Raw genomic sequence first — 24,552 nt, forward strand, 5'->3', positions numbered from 1 at the left:
GACTCGTTGCGACCCCCGAGTGACAGAGTGCACCCTTTTGTCCGGTTTATCGCGGGCTCGGAGCGTTGGGTACGGCCACTGACGCTTGCCGGGGGTAATCTGCGCCGAAGCAGAACACGACCGACCCTCGGAGATCCGTGCACCTCAAGAGCCTGACGGTCAAGGGCTTCAAGTCCTTCGCCTCCGCTACGACGCTGCGGCTGGAGCCGGGCATCACCTGTGTGGTGGGCCCCAACGGCTCCGGCAAGTCCAACGTCGTCGACGCCATCGCCTGGGTTCTCGGCGAGCAGGGCGCCAAGGCACTGCGCGGCGGCAAGATGGAAGACGTCATCTTCGCCGGCACGTCCGGGCGGGCCCCGCTGGGCCGAGCCGAGGTGACGCTCACGATCGACAACAACGACGGCGCGCTGCCGATCGAGTACACCGAGGTGTCGATCACCCGCCGGATGTTCCGCGACGGCGCCAGCGAGTACGAGATCAACGGCAACCAGTGCCGGCTGCTCGACATCCAGGAACTGCTGAGCGACTCCGGCATCGGCCGCGAGATGCACATCATCGTCGGCCAGGGCCGGCTCGACGCGATGCTGCACGCCAAGCCCGAGGACCGCCGCGCCTTCATCGAAGAGGCCGCCGGCGTTCTCAAGCACCGCAAGCGCAAGGAAAAGGCGATCCGCAAGCTGGACGCCATGCAGGTGAACCTCAACCGGCTCACCGACCTCACGGCCGAGCTGCGGCGCCAGCTCAAGCCGCTCGGCAAGCAGGCCGAGGTGGCCCGGCGCGCGGCCGGCATCCAGAGCGACCTGCGCGACGCCCGGCTGCGGCTGCTCGCCGATGACCTGCACACCCTGCGCACCACACTGGACAAGGAGATCGCCGACGAGTCGGCGATGCGTGAGCGCCGCGGCCAGGTCGAGGACGAAAACCGCGAGGTCCAGCGGCATCTGGCCGACCTCGAGTTCGCGCACGCCGAAGACGCTCCGATGCTCCAGGCGGCGCAGGACGTCTGGTACAAGCTGTCCGCCCTGCAGGAGCGTTTCCGCTCGACCGAGCAGCTGGCCACCGAGCGGCTGCGGCACCTCGCGGCCACGCCCGAGGAGGAACGGCCCGGCCGCGACCCCGAGCAGCTGGTCGCCGAGTCGGAGCGGGTGCGCGAGCAGGAGGAGGAACTGCGCGAGGCGCTCACCGACGACCAGATGCGCCTGGCCGAGGCGATCGAGCACCGGCAGGACCTGGAACGCCAGCTGGCCGGGGCCGAGGGCGCGCTGCGGACGGCGGCCAAGGCCATCGCCGACCGGCGCGAGGGCCTGGCCAAGCTGGTCGGCAACGTGAACGCGGCCCGGGCCCGCACCGAGGGCGCCACCGACGAGATCGAGCGCCTGGCCGCGGCCCACACCGACGCGATGATGCGCGCCGAGACGGCCCAGGCCGAGGTGGACGCGGTCGCCGCCGAGTCGTCCGAGGCCGACCGGGGCAACGTCGAGCTCGACGAGCGGCACGCCGAGGCGGTCGACGCCCACGACCGGGCCGCCGCCGTGGTCAAGGAACTCTCCGACGCCGAGCGCGCCGCCGAGAAGGACGCGGCGAGCTGGAAGGCCCGCGAGGAGGCCCTCGCCCTCGGCCTCAAGCGCAAGGACGGCGCGGGCGCGCTGCTGGCCAAAGCGGGCGAGGTGCCCGGCCTGCTCGGCAGCCTGGCCTCGGTGCTCACCGTCCAGCCCGGACACGAGGCCGCCCTGGCCGCCGCGCTGGGCTCGCTGGCCGACGCCGTCGCGCTCTCCGGAGTGGACGAAGCCGTCGAGGCGATGCGCACGCTCAAGATCGCCGACGCCGGGCGGGCCGCGCTGGTCGTCGCCTCGCCGGCCGGTCCCGGCATGCAAGGCTCGCTCGACGCGCTGCGCCCGGCCCTGCCCGCGGGCGCGGTGTGGGCGCCCGACGTGATCGGCTGCCCGGAAAACCTGCGCCCCGCCCTCAACCGGGCGCTGCGCGACGTGGTCCTGGTGCCCGACCACACCGCCGCCGTCGCGCTGATCAGCGCCAACTCCGAGCTGCGGGCGGTGACGCCGGACGGGGACGTCCTGGGGGCGTACGCGGCCGCCGGTGGTTCCGGCAAGGCGACCAGCTATCTCGAGGTGCAGGCCGCGGTCGACGAGGCCCACGCCAACCGGAACACCGCCGAGGAATCGATCGGCCTGCTCAAGCAGCAGCTCGGCGACGCGCGGGCCGAGGTCACCCGGCACAAGCAGGCCGTCGACGTCGCGGCCGCGGCCAAGCGGGCGGCCGAGGGTGAGCGCAACGCCGCCGCCCGCCGGCTCGCCGAGCTGGGTGCCGCCGCCCGGTCGGCCAAGGCCGAGACCGAGCGGCTGGGCGCGGCCCGGCAGAAGGCCGAGTCGGCCCGCGAGGCCGACCTGATGCGGGTGGCCGAGCTCGAGGAACGCCTGGCGCTGGCCGAGGCGACCCCGATCGACGAGGAACCGTCCACCGACGAGCGTGACCGGCTGGCCGCGCTGGTGCCGCAGTCCCGGCAGAACGAGATGGAGGTCCGGCTCGCCGTCCGCACGGCCGAGGAACGGGTCGCCTCGATCGCCGGCCGGGCCGACTCGCTGCTGCGCCAGGCCAACGCCGAACGGCAGGCCCGCGAGCGGGCGGCCGCGCGCCGGGCCGCCCGGGCCCGCGGCGCCGAGATCGCCAAGGCGGTCGCGCTGGGTGCCGCCGCCGCGCTGGCCCGCGTGCAGACGTCGCTGGCCGCCGCGATCGAGGTGCGTGACGAACTGGCCCAGGCCCGCACCCTGCGCGAGGCCGAGCTGCAGGAGGTGCGGGCCGGGGCCAAGCGGCTCGTGTCCGAGCTGGAGCGCCTGACCAGCGAGGTGCACCGCGACGAGGTGGCCCGGGCCGAGCAGCGGCTGCGCATCGAGCAGCTCGAGGCCAAGGCGGCCGAGGACTTCTCGCTCGACGTCGACACGCTGATCACCGAGTACGGCCCGGAGCAGCCGGTGCCGCCGACCCAGGCCGAAGTGGCGCTGGCCGAGAAGGACGGCAAGCCCGAGCCGCAGCCGGTGCCGTTCCACCGCCCGACCCAGGAGAAGCGGGCCAACAAGGCCGAGCGTGACCTCTCCCTGCTCGGCAAGGTCAACCCGCTCGCGCTCGAGGAGTTCGCGGCGCTCGAGGAGCGGTTCAAGTTCCTCTCCGACCAGCTCGAAGACCTCAAGGCCACCCGCAAAGACCTGCTCACCGTGGTCAAGGACGTCGACGACCGGATCCTCGAGGTGTTCAGCACCGCTTTCGAAGACACCGCCCGCGAGTTCGAGCTGGTCTTCCAGGTGCTGTTCCCGGGCGGCGAGGGCCGGCTCGTGCTCACCGATCCGGAAGACATGCTGACCACCGGCGTCGAGGTCGAGGCCCGCCCGCCCGGCAAGAAGATCAAGCGCCTGTCGCTGCTCTCCGGTGGCGAGCGGTCGCTGACCGCGGTGGCCATGCTCTGCGCGATCTTCCGGGCCCGCCCTTCGCCCTTCTACATCATGGACGAGGTCGAGGCGGCCCTCGACGACGTCAACCTGGGCCGGTTGATTACGCTCTTCGAACAGTTGCGGGAGAAGAGCCAGCTGCTGATCATCACGCACCAGAAGCGCACGATGGAGGTCGCGGACGCCCTCTACGGCGTCACGATGCGTGCCGGTGTCACCCAGGTGATCAGCCAGCGGCTCAAGCACGAGTCGGAGGACTAGCGAGTATGCCGCGCGAGCGCGCCCAGGCCCTGCTCATCGACCTGGACGGCGTGCTGCGCCGCTGGGACCCGGCCCCCATGATCGCCGTCGAGGTGGCGCACGGCCTGAAGCCGGCCGCCCTGCTCGAGACGTCGATGACGTGGGACATCTACCGGCCCGCGATGGCCGGGGAGATCTCCGACGCCGAGTGGATGGATCTGGTGGCGCAGCGGCTGCCGATCGACATCGAGGAGGCCCGGGCCGCCGTCGCCGAGTGGCAGGCCTACCGGGGCGAGCCCGACCCCGAGGTGCTGGCGTTCGTCCGCGAGGTGCGGGCCGGTGGTCGCAAGGTCGGGCTGGCCACCAACGCCACCGACCGTCTGCGCGGCGACCTCGACACACTGGGCCTGGCCGGCGAGGTCGACGAGGTGATCAGCTCGTGGGAGATCAAGGCCCACAAGCCGGCCCCCGAGTTCTTCGAGAAGGCGTGCGAGCTGATCGGGTTCCCGCCGTCCGTGGTGCTGTTCGTCGACGATGACGACCGGGCCGTACGGGGAGCGCGCTCGGCTGGGCTGTCGGCCTACCGCTGGAGCGGGACGCAGCATCTCCCGTACCTGCGCAAGGCTCTTGATCTGCCGGCATGAACCTGCGTGAGGCGGCCGACGGCGGTGACCTCGAGACGGTCTCGGACCTGCTCGAGGGGCGCTACGACAGCATGCGTCCCGAGATCGTCGCGGCGATCGGAACGGCGCGCGCCTGGCTGGACGGCGACGAGGGGGACGAGCTGCGGCGACGCCTCGACCTGCCGGCCGGCGCCGGCCAGGTCACCCGGGAACGGCTGGCGGTGGACGACCAGCACGTGACCCGTCTCGTGGTGACCGCGCCGGACGGGCGGTCGGCGTCGGTGCTGCTGGCCCACCGGGCCGTGCTGACCGAGCTCGAGCACGCCATCGGCCTCGACGCCCCGCGCGACGAGGTGATGGAACGCGGTCTGCACCACGACGACCCCGAGTCGCAGGACTGGTACCGCGCGATCTACTCGTTCACCAGCGACCGCAACCCGACGCTGTCGTTCGAGTGGGCCGCGGTGCACATCGCCGACGAACGGACGGGTGTCCGCCGGTTCGTCGCCGACGTGCTGTTCTTCCTGTTGATGGCCGAGCCGCCGTTCATCGACGCCGCGGCCGATCTGATCCGGCCGCGCTTGGCGCTCGAGGACGACAGCTGGGCGCTGCAGAACCTGCTCTCGGCCTACACCTTCCACCAGCGCGGGCCCCGGCCCGAGGTGACGGCCCACGCCGGCCACCCCGATCCCCGCGTACGGGTGGTGGTGGCCGGCGCGCTGCCCGCGAACGACCCGTTGCTCCTGCAGATGCGAACCGACCCGGACGACCGCGTCCGGCAGGTCGCCCTGTTCAACGCGGGTATGTGACCTCGGCCACCTGGAACAGGTCGCCGTCGGTGTTGGTGCCCTCGACCCGGGCGGTCGCGTCGAGGCCGTTGAGGCGGAGAGTGCTGATCGCGTTGCCGAAGTAGGGGCCGGCCAGGCGCTTCCACTTCCAGGCGGGACGCTTGACGCCGGCCGTGCGGGCGACCGCGCTCAGGCCGTGGGCGGCGGCCCGCGACCAGCTGAAGCGCATCAGCGGGCGCATGAACGCGGGCACCTGGTTGTGCACCGGCGAGCAGGTCAGCTGCATCACCGGGGTGGACATCTTCGTGCCGAAGTCGGCCTCGGCCACGTACGAGTGGTGGACGTCGCCGGAGAGCACGCTGATCGACGCGGGCGCCGCATACGCCCCACCGGCCCCGACGCGGTGGCCGGGCGAGCCCGTGCCGCCCTCGCCGAGCCGCCGGAACAGCTCGCCCAGCGCGTTGAACGAGCGGCTGAACGCGGCCCAGTGCTCGAGGTCGACGGCCCGGCGCAGCTTCTCGGCGGCCGCCGCCACCCGGGGGTTGCGTGAGGCGGCGGTGCTCTCGTTCCACGCCTCCAGATAGTGGATCGCGGGCGGCATCAGCCACGGCAGTGACGAACCCACGACCAGGTGGTCGTACTCGCCGTGGGCCCGGTTGACGAACCAGTTCCACTCGTCGGCGGGCAGCATCTCGCGGCGGTCGGGGGTCAGCACCCGGCTGCAGCGGTTGTCGAGCATCACCAGGCGGGTGCGGCCGATGTCGAGCGAGTAGCTCCACTGGTAGGGCTGCTCGTGGTTGTCGACCGTGCGGCCGAACTCGTGCAGCAGGTCGGTGGCATCGTCGACCGTCGTCACCTTCTGGAACAGCGGGTCGGCGGCCAGCTCGTCGGGGCTGAGGTTGCCCAGGTGCTGATAGACCCAGTACGACGCCAGGCCGCCGGTGATCCGCTCGATCCACCACGGCTTGGCCAGCATCTCCTGGTGCCACGACTCGGAGGTGTTCCAGTCGTCGATCAGCTCGTGGTCGTCGAAGATCATCACGCTCGGCACGGTCGCGAACAACCAGCGCACCTCGGGGTCGCGCCACGACTCCAGATAGAGCTTGGTGTACTCGTCGAACGTCACGACCTGGTCGTCCGGGGCGTCGGGGGTGGGCCGGCGTCGCTTCTTGAGGAAGCGGCGCACCTTGGCCGAGGTGTTGTCGGCGTAGACCTGGTCGCCCAGCAGCACAACCAGGTCGGGCCGCAGATCCGGGTTCTGCGGGTCGGCCATCAGGCGCCGGCTGTACGCGTCGAGCGCGTCGGGCGGCAGCTTACGGCTGTTCGAGCTGGGGGTCGCCTCGCGGCACGAGCCGAAGATGAGGCGTACCGGGGCCGCGGCGTCGTCGGCGGGCCGGGTGCGGATCACCGACGGGGGATAGGTCGACTCCGGCGACGGCCACACCGGCTGGTCGTCCAGGAAGACCCGGTAGGCGCTGGACGCGTCGGGGCGCAGACCTTCGACGATCACGATCGCGTAGTGGTGTCCGTACGCGGAGAAGGTCGGGGTGGAACCGGCGCCGCCACCCTCGGCCTCGACCCGGACGAGCGCGGGCGCGGTGGTCTCGACCCAGATGGTCGCGCGGTCCCCGACGACGCGGCGGAGCAGGGGGCCTATCAGCAGTTGAGCGGTCACTTCGAGGAGCCTTCGCGCGAGGGGGTCGAGGGGTCTACATCCTCCTGCACGTACCTATGAACCGCTAGCGGGCGGGCGACGCCACATGCCGCCCGGACATCTGTCAGGATTTCGGCTATGGAATACGTGGTCGCCGCTGTCATCCTGCTCGTCGTGCTCGTGGCCGGTGGGATCGGCCTGGTCGTGCCCCGCATGCGCCGTCGCCAGCTCCCGCCGGCCGAGACCGGCGGCGGTACGACGACGCTGGAGCGCGAGCCGGAGGCGCCGTCGTTGCAGGTGCCGGCCGAGGTCGACGAGGGCCTGCCCCCGCTGATCGAGGAGAAGCCGGCCGAGCCCGAGGCGCCCGCGCTGGACAAGCCGGAGCCCACGGCGGGCCGCCTGGTGCGCCTGCGGGCCCGCCTGTCCCGCTCGCAGAACATCTTCGGCCGGGGCCTGCTCAGCGTGCTCTCCCGCGATCACCTCGACGAGGACGCCTGGGAGGAGATCGAGGACAGCCTGATCAGCGCCGACGTCGGCGTCGAGGCGACCCAGGTGATCGTGGCCCGGCTGCGCGAGCGGGTCCGGGTGCTCGGCTCGCGCACGGTGTCCGAGGTGCGTGAGCAGCTGACCGAGGAGCTCGTGGCGGCCCTCGACCCCGAGCTCGACCGCTCGCTGAAGACCACCCCGCACGACGGCCGCCCGGCGGTGATGCTGGTGGTCGGCGTGAACGGCGCCGGCAAGACCACCACCTGCGGAAAGATCGGCCGGGTGCTGATCGCGGACGGGCGGACCGTGCTGTTCGGCGCGGCCGACACCTTCCGCGCCGCCGCGGCCGACCAGATCCAGACCTGGGGCGAGCGGGTCGGCGCCGAGACGGTACGCGGGCCCGAGGGCGGCGACCCGGCCAGCGTCGCGTTCGACGCCGTCAAGCGGGGCATCGACACCGGCATCGACACGGTGGTGATCGACACCGCGGGCCGCCTCCAGAACAAGGTCGGCCTGATGGACGAGCTGGGCAAGGTCAAGCGGGTCGTCGAGAAGCACGGCCCGGTGGACGAGACGCTGCTCGTGCTCGACGCCACGACCGGCCAGAACGGCCTCGAGCAGGCCCGCGTGTTCACCGAAGTGGTGGACGTGACCGGCGTCGTGCTGACCAAGCTGGACGGCACCGCGAAGGGGGGAATCGTCATCGCTGTGCAGCGCAAGCTGGGCATTCCCGTCAAGCTGGTGGGACTGGGCGAGGGCCCGGACGATCTCGCCCCGTTCGAGCCGGCCGCGTTCGTCGAGGCCTTGCTTGGCAGCGACGCGTAGTCTCGGAGGTCAGCATCAAGCGGAGCAGGGGAGGGTGTTGGTGACGCAGGAGCGGGAGATCCCGCTGCACGGCGGCAACGTCAGCACCGTCTCGAAGGTCGGCGACACCGTGCGGCGAAATGCCGGTCCGTGGACCCCGGCCGTGCACAGTCTGCTCAACCACCTCGAGCGGGTCGGCTTCACCGGCTCGCCGCACGCCCTGGGCATGGACGACAAGGGCCGCGAGGTTCTGTCATACCTCGACGGCGAGTGCGGTGAATACCCCCTGGCGCCCCACTGGGTGACCGAGGAGGCGCTGGTCACCGTGGCCACGATGCTGCGGATGTTCCACGACGCGCAGTACGGCTTCGTCCCGCCGCCGGGCGCGGTCTGGCGCTCGTTCGGGCCGCCCCCGCCCGACACCGAGGTGATCTGCCACCACGACGCCGCCCCGCACAACGTGGTCTGGCGGCCCGACGGCACCCTCTCGCTGATCGACTTCGACCTGGCCTCGCCCGGTGCGCGCATCTACGACGTGGCCTACGCCGCCTGGACCTGGGTGCCGCTGTTCAGCGACCGCGACTCCTACACGCTGGGCTGGAAGCGGCCCAACCGGCCGCGCCGCCTCCGGTTGTTCGCCGACGCCTACGGCCTGATCCCGCGTGACCGGCACCGCCTGGTCCGCACGATCCGCAAGCGCATCGTCGACCACGTCGAGGGCATCCGACGGATGGCCGCGGCCGGCGACCCGGCGTTCGTTCGCATTGTTCACAAGGGGCATCTCCGGCGCCCGATGCGTGATCTGAGGCTCCTCGACTACGAGCGCCACACCCTCGAGTACGCGCTACGTTAACGGCTTGAGGCGGGGATTGTCCCAGTTCAGGGCGTTTCCGTGCTGCGCCTGTGAGAGTTTCTTCACACGTACGAAACAGTCGGTCACGCGCCGGAAATCGAGCGTGGACCCTGCGTGAAACCTCCGACCGGAAGTCTCTCGTCACGAAACCGGCCGACCGGCGACGCCGCCCTTTGGTCGTGTGTGAGGACACCTTAATTCCGAGAGGAGGCAGCGTGGAGATCGACACCGGCAATACCGCCTGGTTGCTCCTGTCGTCTGCGCTCGTTTTGCTCATGACTCCGGGTCTGGCGCTGTTCTACGGTGGCCTCAACCGGTCCAAGGGCGTTCTGAACATGATGATGATGAGCTTCTCGTGCATCGGGCTCATCTCGATCCTGTGGGCTCTCTACGGCTTCTCGCTCGCGTTCAGCGCGAACGGGTCCGAGGGCCTCAACAACATCATCGGTAACTGGGGCTACGCCGGCACCAGCACCGGCTGGGTCGGCGACATGTGGGGCGAGACCGGCATCCCCACGTACGTGTTCATGGCCTTCCAGATGATGTTCGCCGTCATCACGGTCGCCCTGATCAGCGGCGCGCTGTCCGACCGCTTCAAGTTCGGCGGCTGGGTGCTGTTCGCGTTCGGCTGGTTCACCCTGGTCTACGTCCCCGTCGCCCACTGGGTGTGGGGCGGCGGCTGGATCGGCGCCCAGGTCAAGGCGCTCGACTTCGCCGGTGGCACGGCCGTGCACATCAACGCCGGTGCCGCGGCCCTGGCCGTCGCCATCGTGCTCGGCAAGCGCATCGGCTGGCCGCGGGAGAACATGCGCCCGCACAACGTGCCGTTCGTCGCCCTCGGCGCCGGTCTGCTGTGGTTCGGCTGGTTCGGCTTCAACGCCGGTTCCGAGCTGACCGTCGACAGCACCACCGCCGTCGCGTTCGTCAACACGCAGCTCGCCACCGCCGCCGCCCTCGTGGGCTGGTGCGTCGTGGAGTGGCTGCGGGACGGCAAGCCCACCATGGTCGGCGCGTCCTCCGGCGCGGTCGCCGGTCTGGTCGCGATCACGCCGGCCTGTGGCTTCATCGCCCCGATGCCGGCCGTGCTGCTCGGCATCATCGCCGGTGCGGTCTGCGCCCTGGCCGTGGGCCTGAAGTACCGCTTCGGCTACGACGACTCGCTCGACGTCGTCGGCGTCCACTTCGTCGGTGGCTGGATCGGCTCGCTGTTCATCGGCCTCTTCGCCACCACCCAGGTCAACGGTGCGATCACCGACGTGCTCGGTGCCAGCGAGGGTCTGTTCTACGGCGGCGGCGCGACCCAGCTGGGTCGCCAGTTCATCGGTTCGCTGGCCGTCACGGTCTACTCGTTCGCGATCGCCGCGATCCTCGCCTACATCCTCAAGGCCGTGAAGCTCGGCCGGGTCAGCGAGGAGGCCGAGGTCGGCGGCATCGACATCTCGGACCACGGCGAGTCCGGCTACGACATCACCCCGGCCGGTGGCTCCGGTGGCGGCGGCGCCTTCGCCATGGCGGGCATCAAGCCCGGCGCGGCGGTCGACGCCGACGGCAAGGCGGACGTCAGCCAGAAGGTCGCCGGTTAGATTCTCCTATGACTGCCCCGATGGAAGGACTGAGCATGAAGCTGGTGACCGCGGTCATCAAGCCGTACCAGCTCGACGCGGTGAAGGAGGCTCTGCACGCCCTCGGCGTGGCCGGGCTGACCGTGAGCGAGGTGCAGGGCTACGGCCGGCAGAAGGGCCACACCGAGGTGTACCGGGGCGCCGAGTACACGGTGGAGTTCCTGCCGAAGATCAAGGTCGAGGTGGTCACCGACGAGATCGACGTCGACAAGATCGTCGACGCGGTCGTCACGGCGGCCAAGACCGGCAAGATCGGTGACGGCAAGGTCTGGGTCACGTCGGTCGACGACGTCATCCGGGTCCGCACCGGCGAGCGCGGCCTCGACGCGCTCTGATCTGATCGACTGAATGACACCCATGCCCAGCGAGCCGCCGACCCCACCGCAGGTGCCGGCCGGCGGCTCGCTGGACAAACTTCGCGAACACATCGGCGCCGCCGCCCGGCAGGATCGGGCCGCGGCGCTCGATGCCTGGCTGGGGGAACTCTTCCCGGCCCACGTGCCCGGCGTCAGCCTGGTGGCCGTGGGCGGCCTGGGCCGGCGCGACTGCGCCCCCTACAGCGACCTCGACCTCGTGCTGCTGCACAACGGCGCGGCCGGCATCGACCGGATCGCCGCCTCGCTCTGGTATCCGATCTGGGACGCCCGGCTCGGCCTCGACCACTCCGTGCGTACCCTGCCGGAGGCGCTGTCGGTCGCGCACGACGACGTCAAGGTCTCGCTCGGCCTGCTCGACGCCCGCCACGTGGCCGGCGACAAAAATCTGACCGCCGAGCTGGTGGCCGCCGCGGGGGATCAGTGGCGGCGCACCGCCGTACGGCTGCTGCCCGCCCTCAAGGAGCTGACCGTGGCCCGCTGGGCGAGTCACGGCGAGCTCGCCTTCCTGCTCGAGGGTGACCTCAAGGAGGCGGCGGGCGGGCTGCGCGACGTGACCATCCTGCGCGCCGTCGGCCGGGCCGGGGTCGCCGACACCATGCGTCCGGCCGTGCGCGCGGCCGGCCTGCGGCTGCTGGACACCCGCGACGCGCTGCACCTCGCGGTCGGGCGCCGGGTCGACCGGCTCGTCGCGCAGGAGCGCACGGCCGTGGCCGAGTTGCTCGAACTCGACGACGGGGACGCTCTGCTGCGGCGGGTCGCGGGGGACGCCCGTACGGTCGCCCACGCCCTCGACGACGCCTGGCGGGCCGTCGACCGGCTTCGCAGCGGCCGCCGGCGGGGCCTGCCGACCGGGACACCGTCGCGCCGCCCGGTCGCCCGCGACGTGGTCGAGCAGGACGGCGAGCTGGTCCTGGCCCGGACGGCGATCGGCCCGGTCCCCGACCCCAGCCTGTCCCTGCGCGTGGCCGCCGCGGCCGCCACCGTGCAGCTGCCCATCGCCCGGGCCACCAGCGAGTGGCTGGCCTCGTTCTCGCCGCCGCTGCCGACCCCGTGGCCACCCGCCGCCCGGGCCGCCCTGGTCTCGCTGCTCGGCTCCGGCCCCGGCCTGCTGCCCACCTGGGAGACGTGCGACCGGTACGGGCTGATCGACGCCTGGCTCCCCGAGTGGGCCCGGATGCGCAGCCTGCCCCAGCACCACCCGATCCACCGGTTCACCCTCGACCGCCACCTGGTGCAGGCCGCCTACGAGGCCACCGCGTACGCGCGCGAGGTCGACCGCCCCGACCTGCTGCTGATCGGCGCTTTCCTGCACGACGTGGGCAAGGGCCTGCCCGGCGACCACAGCGTGGTCGGCGCCCCGATCGCGGCCGAGATCGCGACCCGCATAGGGCTGCCGCCGGCCGACGTGGCCACCATCGAGAAGCTGGTCCGGCTGCACCTGCTGCTGCCCGACGTGGCCACCCGGCGCGACCTGAGCGACCCGATGACGATCTCGTCGGTGGCCGGGACGGTCGGCGACCCGGCCACCCTCGACCTGCTGCACGCGCTGGCCCGGGCCGACTCGCAGGCCACCGGACCGGCCGCCTGGTCGGACTGGAAGGGCCGGCTGATGGCCGAGCTGGTCGACCGGGTGCACACGGCGCTCGACACCGGCGAACTGCCCGAGCCGCCCGCCCCCGACGCCGAACTGCTGTCCGGCGACCTGCCCGCCGTCCACCTCGACGGGGACCGGCTGGCGGTGGCCGCGGCCGACCGCCGGGGCCTGCTCGCCGCGGTCGCCGCCTGCCTGGCCATGCACCGCCTCGACGTGGTCGGCGCCAACGCGAGCACGGTCGACGGCCGGGCGATCGTCGAGTTCTTCACCCAGCCCCGCTACGGCAGCCCGTACGACCCGGTCGCGCTCGCGGCCGACCTGCGCCGGGTGGCCGCCGGAGACGTGTCGGTGACCCAGCGGGTGCGGGCCCGGGCGATGAGCGCGCGGGGCGGCACGGCCTCGCCGCGGGTGGTCTGGCAGCGCGACGTGGCGACCGACGCGGCCGTGCTCGAGCTGCGCGCGGCCGACTCGCCGGGCCTGCTCTACCGGGTCGCGACCGCGCTCGACGAGGCCGGGGCCGAGGTGCGGGCGGCCCGCATCTCCACCCTCGGCGGTGATGTGGTCGACGCGTTCTACCTGGTCGGGTCGTGGGCCGACGCGGCCGAGCGGGATCGCGTGACCGCCGCCGTGCTCGGCGCGGTGTAACCAATCCGCGGTCCCGCCGGGCTGAGCGCGGTGTAACCAACCCGCCGGTCCCGGAGTTAGCCGATGCATGCCCGCACTCCCATCCGGCCTGCTCGATGATCATGCGACCGCGGCCGGTTCCCGGCTGCGGCTGGCGCTGACCGCCACCGCCGCGCGCAACCGCTCGCTGGACGCCCGCGAGCTGATGGCCCGGGCCGCGCTCGGCGAGCACGCCACCCTCGACCAGCTGCTGGCGGCGGCCCGCGCCGGCGACAAGCGGTGGCTGCGCCGGATCCGGCGCCGGATCGACCCGGGGCTGGTGGCCGCGCTCGCCCACACCATCGGGCTGCAGGAGATGCGACCGGCCGACACCGACGACGCGCTCGCCCTGTTCGAGCTGCTGCGCCGGGCCTGCGGCGCCCGCGCCCTCTCGCCGGCCAACCAGGCCCTGCACGCCCAGCTGACCCTCGCCCACCAGGGCCCGGAGCGGGCGCGCAAGCTGATGCGGCGCTATCTGCGGATCGGCGAGGAGGCCCGGATCGCGCTGCGGGCCGACCTGAGCGCGGGCACGCGGCACTGGCCGGCCGCGTTCCAGGCGCTGATGCCGGCGCCCGGGCCCGAGGTGGCCGCCGGGGAGGGCGTGGCGTTCGACCGGCTCACCACGGCCGGCGCCGGTCGGGTGGAGGGGCCGCATCGCGTCTCGGTGGTCGTCACCGCGTACCGGCCGGATCGTGGTCTGATCACCGCGGTGCGCTCGATCCTGGCCCAGAGCTGGGCCAACATCGAGGTGATCATCGTGGACGACGCGTCACCGCCCGAGTTCGAGCCGGTCCTGCGCGAGGCGGTGGCGCTGGGCGAGCGCATCACGCTGATCCGGATGCCGGAGAACTCGGGCACCTACGCCGCCCGCAACGCCGGGCTGGACGCGGCCGGCGGCGAGTTCGCCACGTTCCAGGACTCCGACGACTGGTCGCACCCGCTGCGGATCGAGCGGCAGGTGCGGCCGCTGATCGACGACCGGCGGCTGGTCGCCACCACCTCGGACGGGCTGGCCGTCACCGACGATCTGCGGTGCACCCGGCCCGGCGTGCGCAGCGGCCGCTTCAACCCGTCGTCGCTGCTGCTGCGCCGCTCCACCGTGCTGCGGACGGTCGGCTACTTCGACCGGCTGCGCAAGGCGGCCGACTCCGAGTACATCGGCCGGATCCAGGCCGCGTTCGGGGCGGCCCGGGTCCGCCACCTCGACTCGCCGCCGCTGGCGCTGATCCGGTTGTCGGCCGGGTCGCTGTCCCGGGCCGAGATCCGCGCCCACTGGATGCATCCCGCGCGGACCGCGTACATGTCGGCCTACCAGCGGCATCACCGGTTGATCGCCGAGCGGCAGGCCAGCGCGTACCGGCCCGCGGACGGCTCCGACCGGCCCTTCCCGGCGCCCGACCACCTGCTCGGGACCGTACGCGACCGGGCCTACGACGTGGTGATGGTGGCCGACTGGCGGTTCCTCGAGAGCGCCCAGCGGACGGCCCTGGACGAACTCCGCGCGCTGAGCACGGCCGGGCTGCGGGTGGCGGTGCTGCAACTCGACTCGTACCGGGCGGTCGAGCTGCGGCGGATCCCGTTCGCGGCCGGAGTGCAGGACCTGGTGAACGCCTCGGTCGTCGACCGGATCTCGCTCGACGATCCGGTCGAGACCACGCTGATCGTGGTGCGCCAGGCCGCGGTGCTGCAGTTTGCTTCACAAGAGCCTTCCCTCGTACGGGCGGCGCGCGCGACGATCGTGGCCGACCGCGCGCCGGTCCGGGCCGATGGCAGCGACCACCGCTACGACCCGGCGATCTGTGCCGACGCGGTGCGGCGCCTCTTCGGAGCCGATCCGACCTGGACGGTGCAGGATGCGGGTGTGCGCGCGTCGATGCGTACGGTGGGAAATCTGGACCCGGACGACCTGCCCGTCGCGCTCGCCCCGACCGGGTGGGTCGCCGACCGGGTGGCGGTCTCGGCCGGGACCGCGATCGCCGGCACCGACCTCTGCGACGCCGCCAACTGGCCGCCCGACGCCGTCGACAGCCTCGCCGTGTGCCGCCGCCTGCCCGACGCCGACGTGCGCGTGCGGCTGCCCGACCGGCCCGCCCCCGAGGTCGGCATCGGCGCGGCCTGGCTCGGCTATCAGGTGGCCGACCTGTCGTCCCGCTCGTTCGTGCACCAGCTCGACTTCTACCTGCACTTCCCGCCCCGCGAGCAGGCCGAATGGTATTCGCGCCCGGCGCTCGAAGCGGCGGCGGCCGGCTGCGTGGTGGTCATGCCGGCCCGCTACCAGGGCTTCTACGGCGACGCGGCGGTCTACTGCACCCGCTCCGAAGTGGACCCGCTGATCGCCCGCTATCAGGCCGATCCGTCCCGGTACGCCGCACAGAGCCGGCGCGCCCGCGAGGCCGTAGCCGCGTTCGACCCGTCGTACTACGTGGACCGGATCAGGGGGATGCTGCCCGCTTTGCTGTCGATCCCGTAACGGGACGGGTCGTCGCGACGTTGACGTGGGTGTGCGCATCCCCATGATCAGGCTGCTCCGGCTCGCCCGCCTCGTCGTGCGGCGGTGCCGTGGCCTGTCCCGGCGGCAGCTCGCTGCCCTGATCGTGGTCCTGCCGCTGGCGCTGGGCGTCGGGATCTCGTCGATGATCGGGCGGGCCGCGCTCGCCACCGGCCTGCTCGCGGTGCTGCTGGCCGTCGTGCTGACCGGGGTGATCCACCTGTCCCGCCGGATCGGTGGGGCCCAGCGCTCGACCCAGGAGGCCGTACGCGACCTGCACGGTGTCGTCGACCAGCTGCAGCGCCGGGTGATCGCCGCGCTCGAGAAGGAACGGCTCGCCGCGGGCGACCGGCACCAGGAACTCACCGAGGCGATGGCCCGCACCGAGCGGCTGACCGGTCGCGGGGCCGAACTGCTGCTGCGTGACCAGAGCCTCGAGATCGAAGCCCTGATGCAGCTGTTCCAGATGGTGACGCCGCGCGCGCCGATGCCGTCCGGGATGCCGCCGACCGACCTGCTCGGGCTGGTGCACGTCGTCCGCCACCGCCGGCCCGGCCTGGTCGTGGCCCTGGGCGGCGGGCCGGCCACAGTCTGGCTCGGCTACGCGGTGGCGGCCGGCGGCGGGCGCCTCGTCACGATCGATCACGACGCGCCGCGGGCGTCCCGGGTGCGGTCGCAGCTCGGCCCGCACGGGCTGGCCCGCTCGGTCGACGTACGCCACGTGGGGCTGGCCGAGCTGTCGGTCGACGGCCGGACGGTCGACTGGTTCGACGTCGAGGCGCTGGACGGGCTGACCGAGATCGACCTGCTGGTGGTGGACGGCTCGCTCGCGCCCGGCGGATCGGACCCGCTGGCGCCGGCGCTGCACGTGCTGGGCCGGCGGCTGGCCGAGGCGGCGGCCGTGGTCGTCGACGACGAACCCACCCGGGTGGCGCCCCGCCAGGGCGGAGGCTTCGGGCTGACCGTGCGGCATCGGCTGCCCGGCCGGTGGACCGCGCTGACCCACCCCGAGACCGTCAACGTCTAGAAACACCGCTACCCCGTCGCGGGGGACGACGGGGTAGCGGTACGCGGGGTGGGGGTTGGTGCTTCCCGCTTGCGGAGCGGCGGGGGCCGCTCCGAGTCTGTGCTGCTCGCTTCTGCCCTGAAGAATCGGTTGCCGCCCCACGCGGTTGACGAATCGCCCGGGTGCCAAACGGTTGCCGTCATTCAGCTCTGCGACGCCAGCCACGCGACCCGTTCGGCGTAGAGCTCGTGGGCGTGGTGACGGCGTACGAAATCGAACCCGCGGGCCCCCTGGTCGAGCAGCGCGCGGCGGTCGGCGTGCAGCAGTCGTACGGTGTCGTGCACCTCGTCCGGCGCGCAATAGACGGCCGCCTCACCGAACGTGGACGCGTACCGGTAGGGCAGCACGGCCACACACCCGGCGGCCAGCGCGGCCAGCACGTCCGGGGCCGGGTCGGCGGGCTCGTCGTCCGCGGGCAGGTGCAGGTAGAAGTCGATCTGGTAGAGGAACGAGCGCAGGCTCACGTCACCCGGGCCGTAGACCAGCCAGCTGCGCGGCGGCCCGAACCGCCCGAACGACCGGCCCGCGGTGCCCGCCGCATCCAGCAGGCGGACATCGAGGCGGGCGGTGTCGGGCAGTTCGTCGCGCAGGCGCTGCCACTCGGCCCGGCCGCCGTGACAGTGCCGCCCGAGCACCGGACGGTCGGCCCGCGGACCGCGCCGGTCGAGCCGCCACTGGGCCGCGTCCAAGGTGCTGGGGAGGTCGAGCTTGGCCAGCGCGGCGTCGTGGTCGGCGAGGTGCTTGCGGCCGTCGGGGCCGGCCGGGGCCCACAGCGGTTGGCGGCCGAAGAGGCGTACGGCGGCGGCCGCGGCGTCGGGGATCACGGTGGTGTCCTCGATGACTACGCGCTGGGCCCGGACGCCCGCGGGGAGGTCGGGGGCGTGCTGCAGGATGCGGGCCGAGCGGGCGATCACGAGCCGGGTGCGGACGTCGTCGGTGAGCTCGACCTGGGTCAGTTCGCCGGTGTTGATCAGCGTTTGGACGTACGGGTCGAGGTCGAGCGGGCCGTCGCGCAGGTTGGTGAGCGTGTCCAGGTGGAGGAGGGCGGCTCGGAGTCTTCGGGCGGAGAGGGCGCGGAGTTGGCCGATGCCGGCTGTGGCGGCGCCGCCGGGGGTGGTCCAGTCGCCGGCCAGGACTACGTCGTAGGCCTTGGCGCCGGTCTCGCCCAGCAGCTGACGGGGGCGGGCGAAGGCACGGTCGTGGGCGACGCGATAAGCCGACCGATACGACCGCCGAGCCGGATGCACCCACCCCGGCCGCACATCCCCGGCCACCCTGACCAGCACCAACGGCGGCCCCTCGACCGCCTGTACACCCCGGAGCCGCTCGACGTATTCGTCCTCCGCCCACATCCGTACGGAATCAAAATGCCCCGCCACCCCGCGCCGCACCATCAGCACCCCGTCGTGCTGCAGCGCCACCCCCGGCCGCGTCACCACCAGCTTCGGCGTCACCCACAACCCGCCGGCCATCGTCGCCGCCACCCGGGTGTCGGCCAGCATCGGCGCGACCTGCCGTTCCAGCCGCAGCGGATGCGACCAGTCCCCCGGATCCTGAAAGGTCACGTAATCACCGGTCGCCGCGTCCAGGCCCGCGTTGCGCGCCACGTAGGGCCCGGCGTCGGCCAGCATGCGGATCACCCGGACGCGGGGGTCGAGGCCGGCCGCCGTGCGCAGCACCGGCTCGAACTCGGCCGGCGAGGCGGCGTCGACGATCAGGATCTCGTGGTTGGTCCAGGTCTGCCGCACGAGTGAGCCGACCGCGGTGAGCAGTCCCTGGTCGGGCCGCCGGCATGCGACGACGGTGGTGATCCGGCGTGGATGTCCGGTGCGCTGGACCGGGCCGGTGGTGAGCCGGTCGAGCGGCGTGCCGGTGCCGTCGGCCACGGTCACTTTGGGCGCGGGCAGCAGGGCGGCGAAATTCCAGGTTCCCGAGCCTTCCGCGTACGGGTTGGCCAGGTCGACGACCAACCCCCGGCGCACGTCGGACGGCATGTCCAGATACGCCACCAGCAGTTCACCGGCGAGGGCGTGGTCTCCGGTGGCGTACGCGATCTGGCCGTGCAGTCCCTGGTGGACGCCCGCGATCCGGCCGCGCCGCCGCAGCCCGTCGAGCAGGGTGAGGGCCATGGTCTGGTCGTCGGGGCGCAGGTCCTGCAGCGCGATCACCCGGGCCAGTTCGCCGGTCGCCCAGGGGTCGCCGTCGGCCGCCCGGGCCAGCGGTTCCCGCGCCGCGACGGACCGGGCCTGCAGGGCGGCGACGGCCAGTGGATGCGGTTCGCCCATGAAAATTTCTCCCACGCCCTTCCCAACGATCAAGGCGCGAAGGTGAATTGTCCGTATCGCCCGGTTACTGCGTCTCGTTGACCAAGCCGTGTACGACGTCGCCATCCTGTCCGACCTGCGGTACCCGGGCAGCCACTCGGCGAGCATCGCGGCCGAGGTCCGGGCGCAGGCGGCGGCCGGACTCACCACCGTCCTGATCCACCGGCCCGCGCCGGGTCTGCGGCACACCCGTCCGTTCGCGTCGCGGATCGTGGCCTGCCTGCGTGACGGGCTGGCCGACCTCGCCCACGACGGTGACGTCGTCGAGGCCAAGGTGCTGCTGATCCGCCGCTTCGGGGACCCGGCGGCGCTGCCCGCGGTCTCCGCCGCGCACACCATCGTGGTGGTCGACGAGCCGCTCGACCACTATCCGGCCGGGGCCGTGCTGGCGCCGGTCGACGGCCGGGCGCGCGCGGCCATGCCGCCCGGCGCACCGCTGACCGCGACCGACTGGCACGACATCATCGACGGCGCGGCCGATCCCGGATCGGACGACGACGTCTTCATCAAGTCTGACGAGGACGACGGCGACCTGCGACCGGTCCTGGAGGCGATGGCGGCCGGTGTCCCGGTGATCCTCGGTCCGCGCTTCCGGTCGGTGTTCGCCGAGGCCGCGGCCTACGCCCACCCGGGCGGCCGCGAGGAGCTGGCCGAGCGTCTGCGTCAGGACCGTCCCGCGTACGAGGCCCAGGCCGCTCGCGCCGAGTCGTTCGTGACCGAGCACTACGGCAGTGCCTCGCACATCGCCCGGCTGGCCTCGCTCGGCGTGCTGACCCGCGGGATCGTGCCGTCCCCGCGCGAGCAGATCCAGCCCAGTGCCCGGCCTGCCCGGCGCGTGCTGTTCGTCGGCGACGACATCGCGCGTTTCCGGGCCATCGCCCGCCGCCTGCCCGCCGACCTCGAGCCGGTCGTGGTGGCCGGGTCGGCCGGGCTGTCCGACGCGCACGCGGCCGGCCTGCTCACCGAGTACCTGCCGTCGGCCGAGGATCTCGGGGCGGACGACGGGCGCTGGGCCGGGTTCGTCCGGGACCGGCTGCGTCACCTGATCGACCTCTACGGGCCGAAGGCCGTGCTGGTCGGCGGCGTGCCGCACGACGGGATCGCGGCCGCGGTCGAGCAGCCGGGTCCGCGCTGGCTCTGGCTGCGCCCGGCGATGTGGCGGCGCGGCACCGGCGGGCAGTGGGCGGCCCGCGGCGCGTTGTTCGCCGGAATCCTCGAGCCGGGGGAGTTCGCGGCGGGCGGCGACGAGGGCTGGACGACCACGGCGCGGGCCGGGGTCAGCACCGTCGATCCGATCACCGAGCTGCCGCGCAAGCTGCGCCGGCGTACGGGGGAAATGTCGTTGGTGTGCCGCGGGGTCGAGGCGGTCCTGCCCGGTTTCACGCGGGTCGAGGCCCGGCCGGAGGAGCTGGGCGGCGTCGCCGTGGCCGTGTCGCGGGCCGACTACACGAACTTCCACGAGCTGCTCGGCGCCGGTGTGCCGACGGTCTTCGTGCCCGACCCCGAAGCGTCCGACGACGAGCTGGCCCGGGCCCGGTTCGCGGCGGCGGCCGGGGTGGCGTTGTGCGCGACCGACGACGACTCGGCCGCGTCGGCCCTGGAACGGCTGGCCGACCCGGCCGTGCGGGAGGCCCTCGGCCGGCGTTGCGCCGAGCTGTCGTTCGGCAACGGGGCCGCCGACGCCGCCGAATGGCTGGCCGGGCATTGCCGGCGACGATCCGAAGTGGAGGCACAGGGTGTTCGATGAACCGGACGCCGCCGATCTGGCGCTCGCCCGCTGGGAGGTGGCCACGCTGACCGGGCGGTTGCGCTGCGTCGAGGACGAGCGGGACGCCGCCCTGCGCGACCGGGACCGCAACCGGGAACTGGTGCTGGCGTTGCGGCGCAGCCGGTCCTACCGGCTCGGCCGGGCCCTGGTCGATCTGGCCCGCGACCCGATGCGCAACGGCCCCTCGGTGGCCCGCCGGCTGCGGAGGTCGGAGGCGACCCGCACCCGCCCGGACGCGACGCCCGTGGCGGCCCGTGTCTATGTGGCGATCGGGTTGTCGCTGGCCGGCACGCACGCGCTGGTCCGGGCGTTGCGGCAGCGGGTGCAGGTGGACGCCGATCACCTGCCGGTGGTGGTCACCGACCAGCCCAGCCTGCGTGGCCTGCGGGTGCCGGGAGTGGTGCTGGAATATCTGCCCGACCCGGCCACCTGGTCGCGCCACGATCCGGGCGCGGACTGGGAGTCGCTGCTGGCCGGCCGGGTCGCGCAGTTGTGCCGCGACCACCGGGCCGAGGGGGCCGTGGTGATCGACCCGCGCGACCCGCCCACCCTGGCCCGCCTGCTCGAGAGCGTTACTGATCAATCGGTGGTGTCGTTGGCATCGGCATGAGTGCTCCGCCCGTCGACGTACCCGTCGCTGCCCCGCACGTGGGGATGCGTTTCGTCGTCGAGGGGCCGCCGGTCGGTGCGTTGTGGCGGCGGGCGCTCGCGCGGGCCGTGCTGGTGCCGTTGCCGGTGCTCGCGCCGCTGGTCGCGCTCGCGCCGACCCGCGATCACCGGTTCAACCTGTACTGGCACGGCGGGATGTTCCGCGACGATCCGTGGCGGATCGTGCCGCATACGGTCGACTCGCTGCCCGGCTATCTGCGGCTGGGCAACTTCCGGCTGTTCGGCCGGATGCTCGAGAAGGCGCTCGACACCGCCGCGTACGCCCTCAGCGAGGTGCTCGGTCTGCCGGTGAACGTCGGCTTCCGGCTCGTCTCGTTCCTGTCGGCGCTGGCGCTGTGCGTGACCGCCGTGCTGCTGGCCGAGAGCGTCATCGCCCGCGGCAAGGTGTTCCGCCGACCACCCTCCACAATGGCCGCCGTGGTTCCGTTCGCGGTTGCGGCCGGCTTCGTCGCGGCCGGTGGGTCCAGCCCGATCGTGTTGTTCGGCGGCCTCTATCTGGGCTCGGCCGCGCTCGTCCTCGGCGTGACCGCGGCGCTCTGTCGCATCGATCCCGACCGGCCGTTCCGGCTCTGGTGGGCGCCGCTTCTCCTGCTCGGCGGGGCGTCGCTCGCGGCCTTCAACGAGATCGCCTGTCTGGCCCTGCCGCTGGCCACCGTCGCTGTGCTTGCCCGTGGGTGGCTGGTGCTCGGTCTGCGGCCCGGGCGCCTCGTCACGGCGGCCCCGGCGCGCGCGATCGCGTTGCTGTGGCTCGGATTCCTGCCCGTCTTCCTGGCCGTCCGCGTGGTGATCCAGCGCTACTGCTCGGCCGGGGACTGCTACCGCGGATCCGACGTCCGGTTCACCGCCGACACGGTGGAGGCGTTTCCCGTACGGGCGATCAGCTGGCTCCCGCCCCTGATGTGGCGGGCCGCGACGGCCGGCGGCAGTGCCCGCCCGTGGCTCGGGGGAGTGGTGCTGATCGTGGCCGTGATCGCGCTCGGACTGCTGGCGTGGCACGCGATCCGGGATCTGCCGCGCCTGTCCCGGGTCGGGCGGCGGGGCGCCCTCGCCGTCGTGCTGACCGCGGGCACCCTGGTCGTGCTGGGTGCGGCGATGGGTTCGCTCAACGTGGATGTGCAGCAGCTGGTGACCGGGGGCCGGTGGGGATCGGGGTGGCGCGACTCGGCCGTGACCACCACCGCGGGGGCGCTGGTGCTGGCGGGCGGGCTTCACCTCGTACGGAGAAAGGGCCTTGTTCTTTCCGCCGTTGTGCTCTTCGCCGTGGCCGCTTCCGTGTCGGCCGCGGCCAACAAACGTCAGCGGGACACGGCGATGGCGACGCCCGCGGCCCGGCTCGCCGACCGGGTCGCGGTCGAGATGGCCGACTTCGACCCCGGTCCCGGCGGCGCCGCCCGGCGATGCGCGCTACGAGCCGAATTCCTGAAGCTGTACGCCGATTCCCCGTTCTCGGTACGCCGATTCGACGAGTCGCTCGAGACCGCGGCCCAGCAGCGGGCGGGCGTGGCGTTCTGCCCGGGCGTAACCGGCGCCGACCGTCCGCGTTGAGGAACCGTGCATCGGTTACGGAGCCTGACCAAGCGACAGGCGATCCTGGCCGCCGGCGCGTGTCTGCTCTGCGCGGCCGTCGCCGCGGCGGCCCTCACCGGCAACGTCGGGCTCGCCCTGACCCTGCTCGCCGGTTTCTTCACCATCCTGTTCGCCGGACTGCTGCTGATCGCGCGACGGATCTCGGGGCTGGCCCGGGCGCAGCGACGGCAGCAGGCCGACGTGCGCACGGTGCTCGACCAGACCCAGCGGCGGCTGCTCGGCGCGATGGAGGAGTTGCTGCTGCACTCGGGTGACCGGCATCGCGAGCTGAACGAGTCGGTGGCCGGCCAGCTCCGTGCGCAGACCCGCGACCTGGAAGCCGTCGTGCAGCTGTATCAGCACGTCACGCCGCGCGGCCCGATGCCGCCCGCGCACGCTCCGGCCGCGCTGCTGGCCCTGGTGCACCTGATTCGCACCCGGCGGCCGCGGCGCGTGCTCGAGCTCGGCAGTGGAACGTCGACCATCTGGATGGCGTACGCGCTGGAACAGGCCGGCGGCAAACTCGTCTCGCTGGAACACGACGCCGATGTGGCCGAGCGCAGCCGGGCCGCGGTCGCCGGGCACGCGCTGGTCGGGGTGGCCGAGGTGCGCGAGGCTCCACTGCGTCCGCTCTTCCTGGAGGATCGGACCTTTCCCTGGTACGACCTGGACGCGTTCGCCGATCAGCACGACGTCGACCTGCTCGTGGTGCACGGCCCGCCCGCGCGCACCGGGCCGGACGCGCGTTACCCGGCGATGCGTCTGCTCGAGGATCGGCTGGCCGAGGCCGCCTCGGTGTTCGTCGACGACGAGGACGACGTCGCCGGGCGGTGGCTGGAAACGACAGAAGGCCTCACCCGGGAAGGTGAGGCCCTGCTGTCCTACCGGCGAGTCGTCCGGGAACTGCTCAGTAACCGAACTCCTGGCTGATGTACGAGGTGCCGTTGGCCGAGTAGGCGATGCTGACGCCGACGGCCTTGGCGGTGCAGTTCAGGATGTTGGCACGGTGACCCGGGCTGGCCATCCACGCCTTCACGGTGTCGGCGCCGGTGCCGTAGCCGTACGCGATGTTCTCGCTCAGCGGGCGGACGTAGCCGGCGGCCTTGATGCGGTAGTCGAACGACGAGTTGCCGGAACCGACGTGGCTGAACTTGCCGGTGCGGGCCATCCAGGCGCTGTGGCCGGTGGCGGCGCGGGTCAGGGCCGGGCTGACGACGACGGCCTTGCAACCGTGGGCGACGCGCTGGGCGTTGGTCGCGGTCACGATGTCGGCCTGCATCTTCGCGGTGTTCGCGGGCGCCGAGGTGGCGGCCTGAGCGGCGGATGCGAACGCGACCATCACAAACAGGGTGGCGGGGATCATGGCGATCAGGGCCAGACGCTTGGTGATCGAAGAACGCATCGAGTGCCTTTCGTTTGGTTTCCGTTGCGGCTCGTGCCGCCCCGTACACGGTTCTAGTTCGACGGCGACGCAGTGATGCTGACCGTTGTTCGGGTGCGTGCCGGATG

General features: G+C 72.7%; 17 protein-coding genes. 14 read left to right on the forward strand and 3 right to left on the reverse strand.

Features of this window, described 5'->3' with window-relative positions:
* Positions 1-137 precede the first annotated feature (137 nt).
* The 3 genes from smc to KOI35_RS01320 are packed head-to-tail and all read left to right on the forward strand — an operon-like array spanning position 138 to position 5,130.
* Positions 138-3,719 (forward strand): chromosome segregation protein SMC, encoded by a 3,582-nt coding sequence (gene smc / locus KOI35_RS01310; protein WP_215784119.1) that lies wholly within the window; start codon positions 138-140, stop codon positions 3,717-3,719.
* A gap of 5 nt (positions 3,720-3,724) precedes the next feature.
* Complete coding sequence (locus KOI35_RS01315) at positions 3,725-4,342, forward strand: HAD family hydrolase (RefSeq protein ID WP_215784120.1); 618 nt, start codon at positions 3,725-3,727, stop codon at positions 4,340-4,342.
* On the forward strand, positions 4,339-5,130 hold the full coding sequence (locus KOI35_RS01320) for a hypothetical protein (protein WP_215784121.1): 792 nt from the start codon (positions 4,339-4,341) through the stop codon (positions 5,128-5,130). Before KOI35_RS01315 ends, KOI35_RS01320 begins: the two co-directional genes overlap by 4 nt.
* On the opposite strand, the gene KOI35_RS01325 is transcribed toward KOI35_RS01320, so the two are convergent.
* The gene (locus KOI35_RS01325; RefSeq protein WP_215784122.1) at positions 5,114-6,784 is read right to left on the reverse strand and encodes an alkaline phosphatase D family protein; all 1,671 of its coding nucleotides are present in this window, start codon (positions 6,782-6,784) and stop codon (positions 5,114-5,116) included. The genes KOI35_RS01320 and KOI35_RS01325 overlap by 17 nt on opposite strands.
* A 117-nt stretch (positions 6,785-6,901) precedes the next feature.
* Between KOI35_RS01325 and ftsY the strand changes: the two genes are divergently transcribed.
* The 7 genes from ftsY (at position 6,902) to KOI35_RS01360 (ending at position 16,677) form a co-directional block, all read left to right on the forward strand.
* Positions 6,902-8,074: a signal recognition particle-docking protein FtsY gene (gene ftsY, locus KOI35_RS01330; protein ID WP_215784123.1), complete on the forward strand. Its 1,173-nt coding sequence runs from the start codon at positions 6,902-6,904 to the stop codon at positions 8,072-8,074.
* A 34-nt stretch (positions 8,075-8,108) separates the two neighbouring features.
* Positions 8,109-8,906 carry a phosphotransferase gene (locus KOI35_RS01335; protein ID WP_308120728.1) on the forward strand — a complete coding sequence of 266 codons (798 nt, stop codon included), beginning with the start codon at positions 8,109-8,111 and terminating at the stop codon, positions 8,904-8,906.
* 215 nt (positions 8,907-9,121) lie between these two features.
* The gene (locus KOI35_RS01340; protein WP_308120729.1) at positions 9,122-10,489 is read left to right on the forward strand and encodes an ammonium transporter; all 1,368 of its coding nucleotides are present in this window, start codon (positions 9,122-9,124) and stop codon (positions 10,487-10,489) included.
* Between the two features lie 35 nt (positions 10,490-10,524).
* Positions 10,525-10,863: a P-II family nitrogen regulator gene (locus tag KOI35_RS01345; RefSeq protein WP_215784125.1), complete on the forward strand. Its 339-nt coding sequence runs from the start codon at positions 10,525-10,527 to the stop codon at positions 10,861-10,863.
* A gap of 13 nt (positions 10,864-10,876) precedes the next feature.
* On the forward strand, positions 10,877-13,144 hold the full coding sequence (locus KOI35_RS01350) for a [protein-PII] uridylyltransferase (protein WP_215784126.1): 2,268 nt from the start codon (positions 10,877-10,879) through the stop codon (positions 13,142-13,144).
* Positions 13,145-13,211: 67 nt separating this feature from the next.
* Entirely contained in the window at positions 13,212-15,632 is a 2,421-nt protein-coding gene (locus KOI35_RS01355; protein WP_215784127.1) for a glycosyltransferase family A protein, read from the forward strand.
* Positions 15,633-15,675: 43 nt separating this feature from the next.
* A complete protein-coding gene (locus tag KOI35_RS01360) occupies positions 15,676-16,677 on the forward strand; it encodes a class I SAM-dependent methyltransferase (RefSeq protein ID WP_215784128.1) in 1,002 nt (333 codons plus the stop codon).
* Positions 16,678-16,859: 182 nt separating this feature from the next.
* On the opposite strand, the gene KOI35_RS01365 is transcribed toward KOI35_RS01360, so the two are convergent.
* Positions 16,860-19,001, reverse strand: a complete 2,142-nt coding sequence (locus KOI35_RS01365; protein ID WP_246612350.1) for a glycosyltransferase family A protein — start codon at positions 18,999-19,001, stop codon at positions 16,860-16,862.
* 88 nt (positions 19,002-19,089) lie between these two features.
* Between KOI35_RS01365 and KOI35_RS01370 the strand changes: the two genes are divergently transcribed.
* From KOI35_RS01370 to KOI35_RS01385, 4 genes are read left to right on the forward strand one after another with little or no spacing between them, the layout of a single operon-like run.
* Entirely contained in the window at positions 19,090-20,787 is a 1,698-nt protein-coding gene (locus KOI35_RS01370; RefSeq protein WP_215784129.1) for a glycosyltransferase, read from the forward strand.
* Positions 20,777-21,418 (forward strand): hypothetical protein, encoded by a 642-nt coding sequence (locus tag KOI35_RS01375; RefSeq protein WP_215784130.1) that lies wholly within the window; start codon positions 20,777-20,779, stop codon positions 21,416-21,418. Before KOI35_RS01370 ends, KOI35_RS01375 begins: the two co-directional genes overlap by 11 nt.
* On the forward strand, positions 21,415-23,022 hold the full coding sequence (locus KOI35_RS01380; RefSeq protein WP_215784131.1) for a hypothetical protein: 1,608 nt from the start codon (positions 21,415-21,417) through the stop codon (positions 23,020-23,022). Before KOI35_RS01375 ends, KOI35_RS01380 begins: the two co-directional genes overlap by 4 nt.
* A gap of 6 nt (positions 23,023-23,028) precedes the next feature.
* Complete coding sequence (locus KOI35_RS01385; protein ID WP_215784132.1) at positions 23,029-23,973, forward strand: class I SAM-dependent methyltransferase; 945 nt, start codon at positions 23,029-23,031, stop codon at positions 23,971-23,973.
* Here the strand turns inward: KOI35_RS01385 and KOI35_RS01390 are convergent.
* Positions 23,951-24,445 carry a CAP domain-containing protein gene (locus KOI35_RS01390; protein ID WP_215784133.1) on the reverse strand — a complete coding sequence of 165 codons (495 nt, stop codon included), beginning with the start codon at positions 24,443-24,445 and terminating at the stop codon, positions 23,951-23,953. The genes KOI35_RS01385 and KOI35_RS01390 overlap by 23 nt on opposite strands.
* Between the last annotated feature and the right edge of the window lie 107 nt (positions 24,446-24,552).

The sequence above is a fragment of the Paractinoplanes bogorensis genome (assembly GCF_018829635.1).
Classification (GTDB): domain Bacteria; phylum Actinomycetota; class Actinomycetes; order Mycobacteriales; family Micromonosporaceae; genus Actinoplanes; species Actinoplanes bogorensis.

Coding starts and splice junctions, on each gene's coding strand:
- KOI35_RS01315 (WP_215784120.1), top strand. CDS start 3,725: ATGCCGCGCGAGCGCGCCCAGGCCCTGCTCATCGACCTGGACGGCGTG.
- KOI35_RS01320 (WP_215784121.1), top strand. CDS start 4,339: ATGAACCTGCGTGAGGCGGCCGACGGCGGTGACCTCGAGACGGTCTCG.
- ftsY (WP_215784123.1), top strand. CDS start 6,902: ATGGAATACGTGGTCGCCGCTGTCATCCTGCTCGTCGTGCTCGTGGCC.
- KOI35_RS01345 (WP_215784125.1), top strand. CDS start 10,525: ATGAAGCTGGTGACCGCGGTCATCAAGCCGTACCAGCTCGACGCGGTG.
- KOI35_RS01350 (WP_215784126.1), top strand. CDS start 10,877: ATGACACCCATGCCCAGCGAGCCGCCGACCCCACCGCAGGTGCCGGCC.
- KOI35_RS01355 (WP_215784127.1), top strand. CDS start 13,212: ATGCCCGCACTCCCATCCGGCCTGCTCGATGATCATGCGACCGCGGCC.
- KOI35_RS01360 (WP_215784128.1), top strand. CDS start 15,676: ATGATCAGGCTGCTCCGGCTCGCCCGCCTCGTCGTGCGGCGGTGCCGT.
- KOI35_RS01365 (WP_246612350.1), bottom strand. CDS start 19,001: ATGGGCGAACCGCATCCACTGGCCGTCGCCGCCCTGCAGGCCCGGTCC.
- KOI35_RS01380 (WP_215784131.1), top strand. CDS start 21,415: ATGAGTGCTCCGCCCGTCGACGTACCCGTCGCTGCCCCGCACGTGGGG.
- KOI35_RS01390 (WP_215784133.1), bottom strand. CDS start 24,445: ATGCGTTCTTCGATCACCAAGCGTCTGGCCCTGATCGCCATGATCCCC.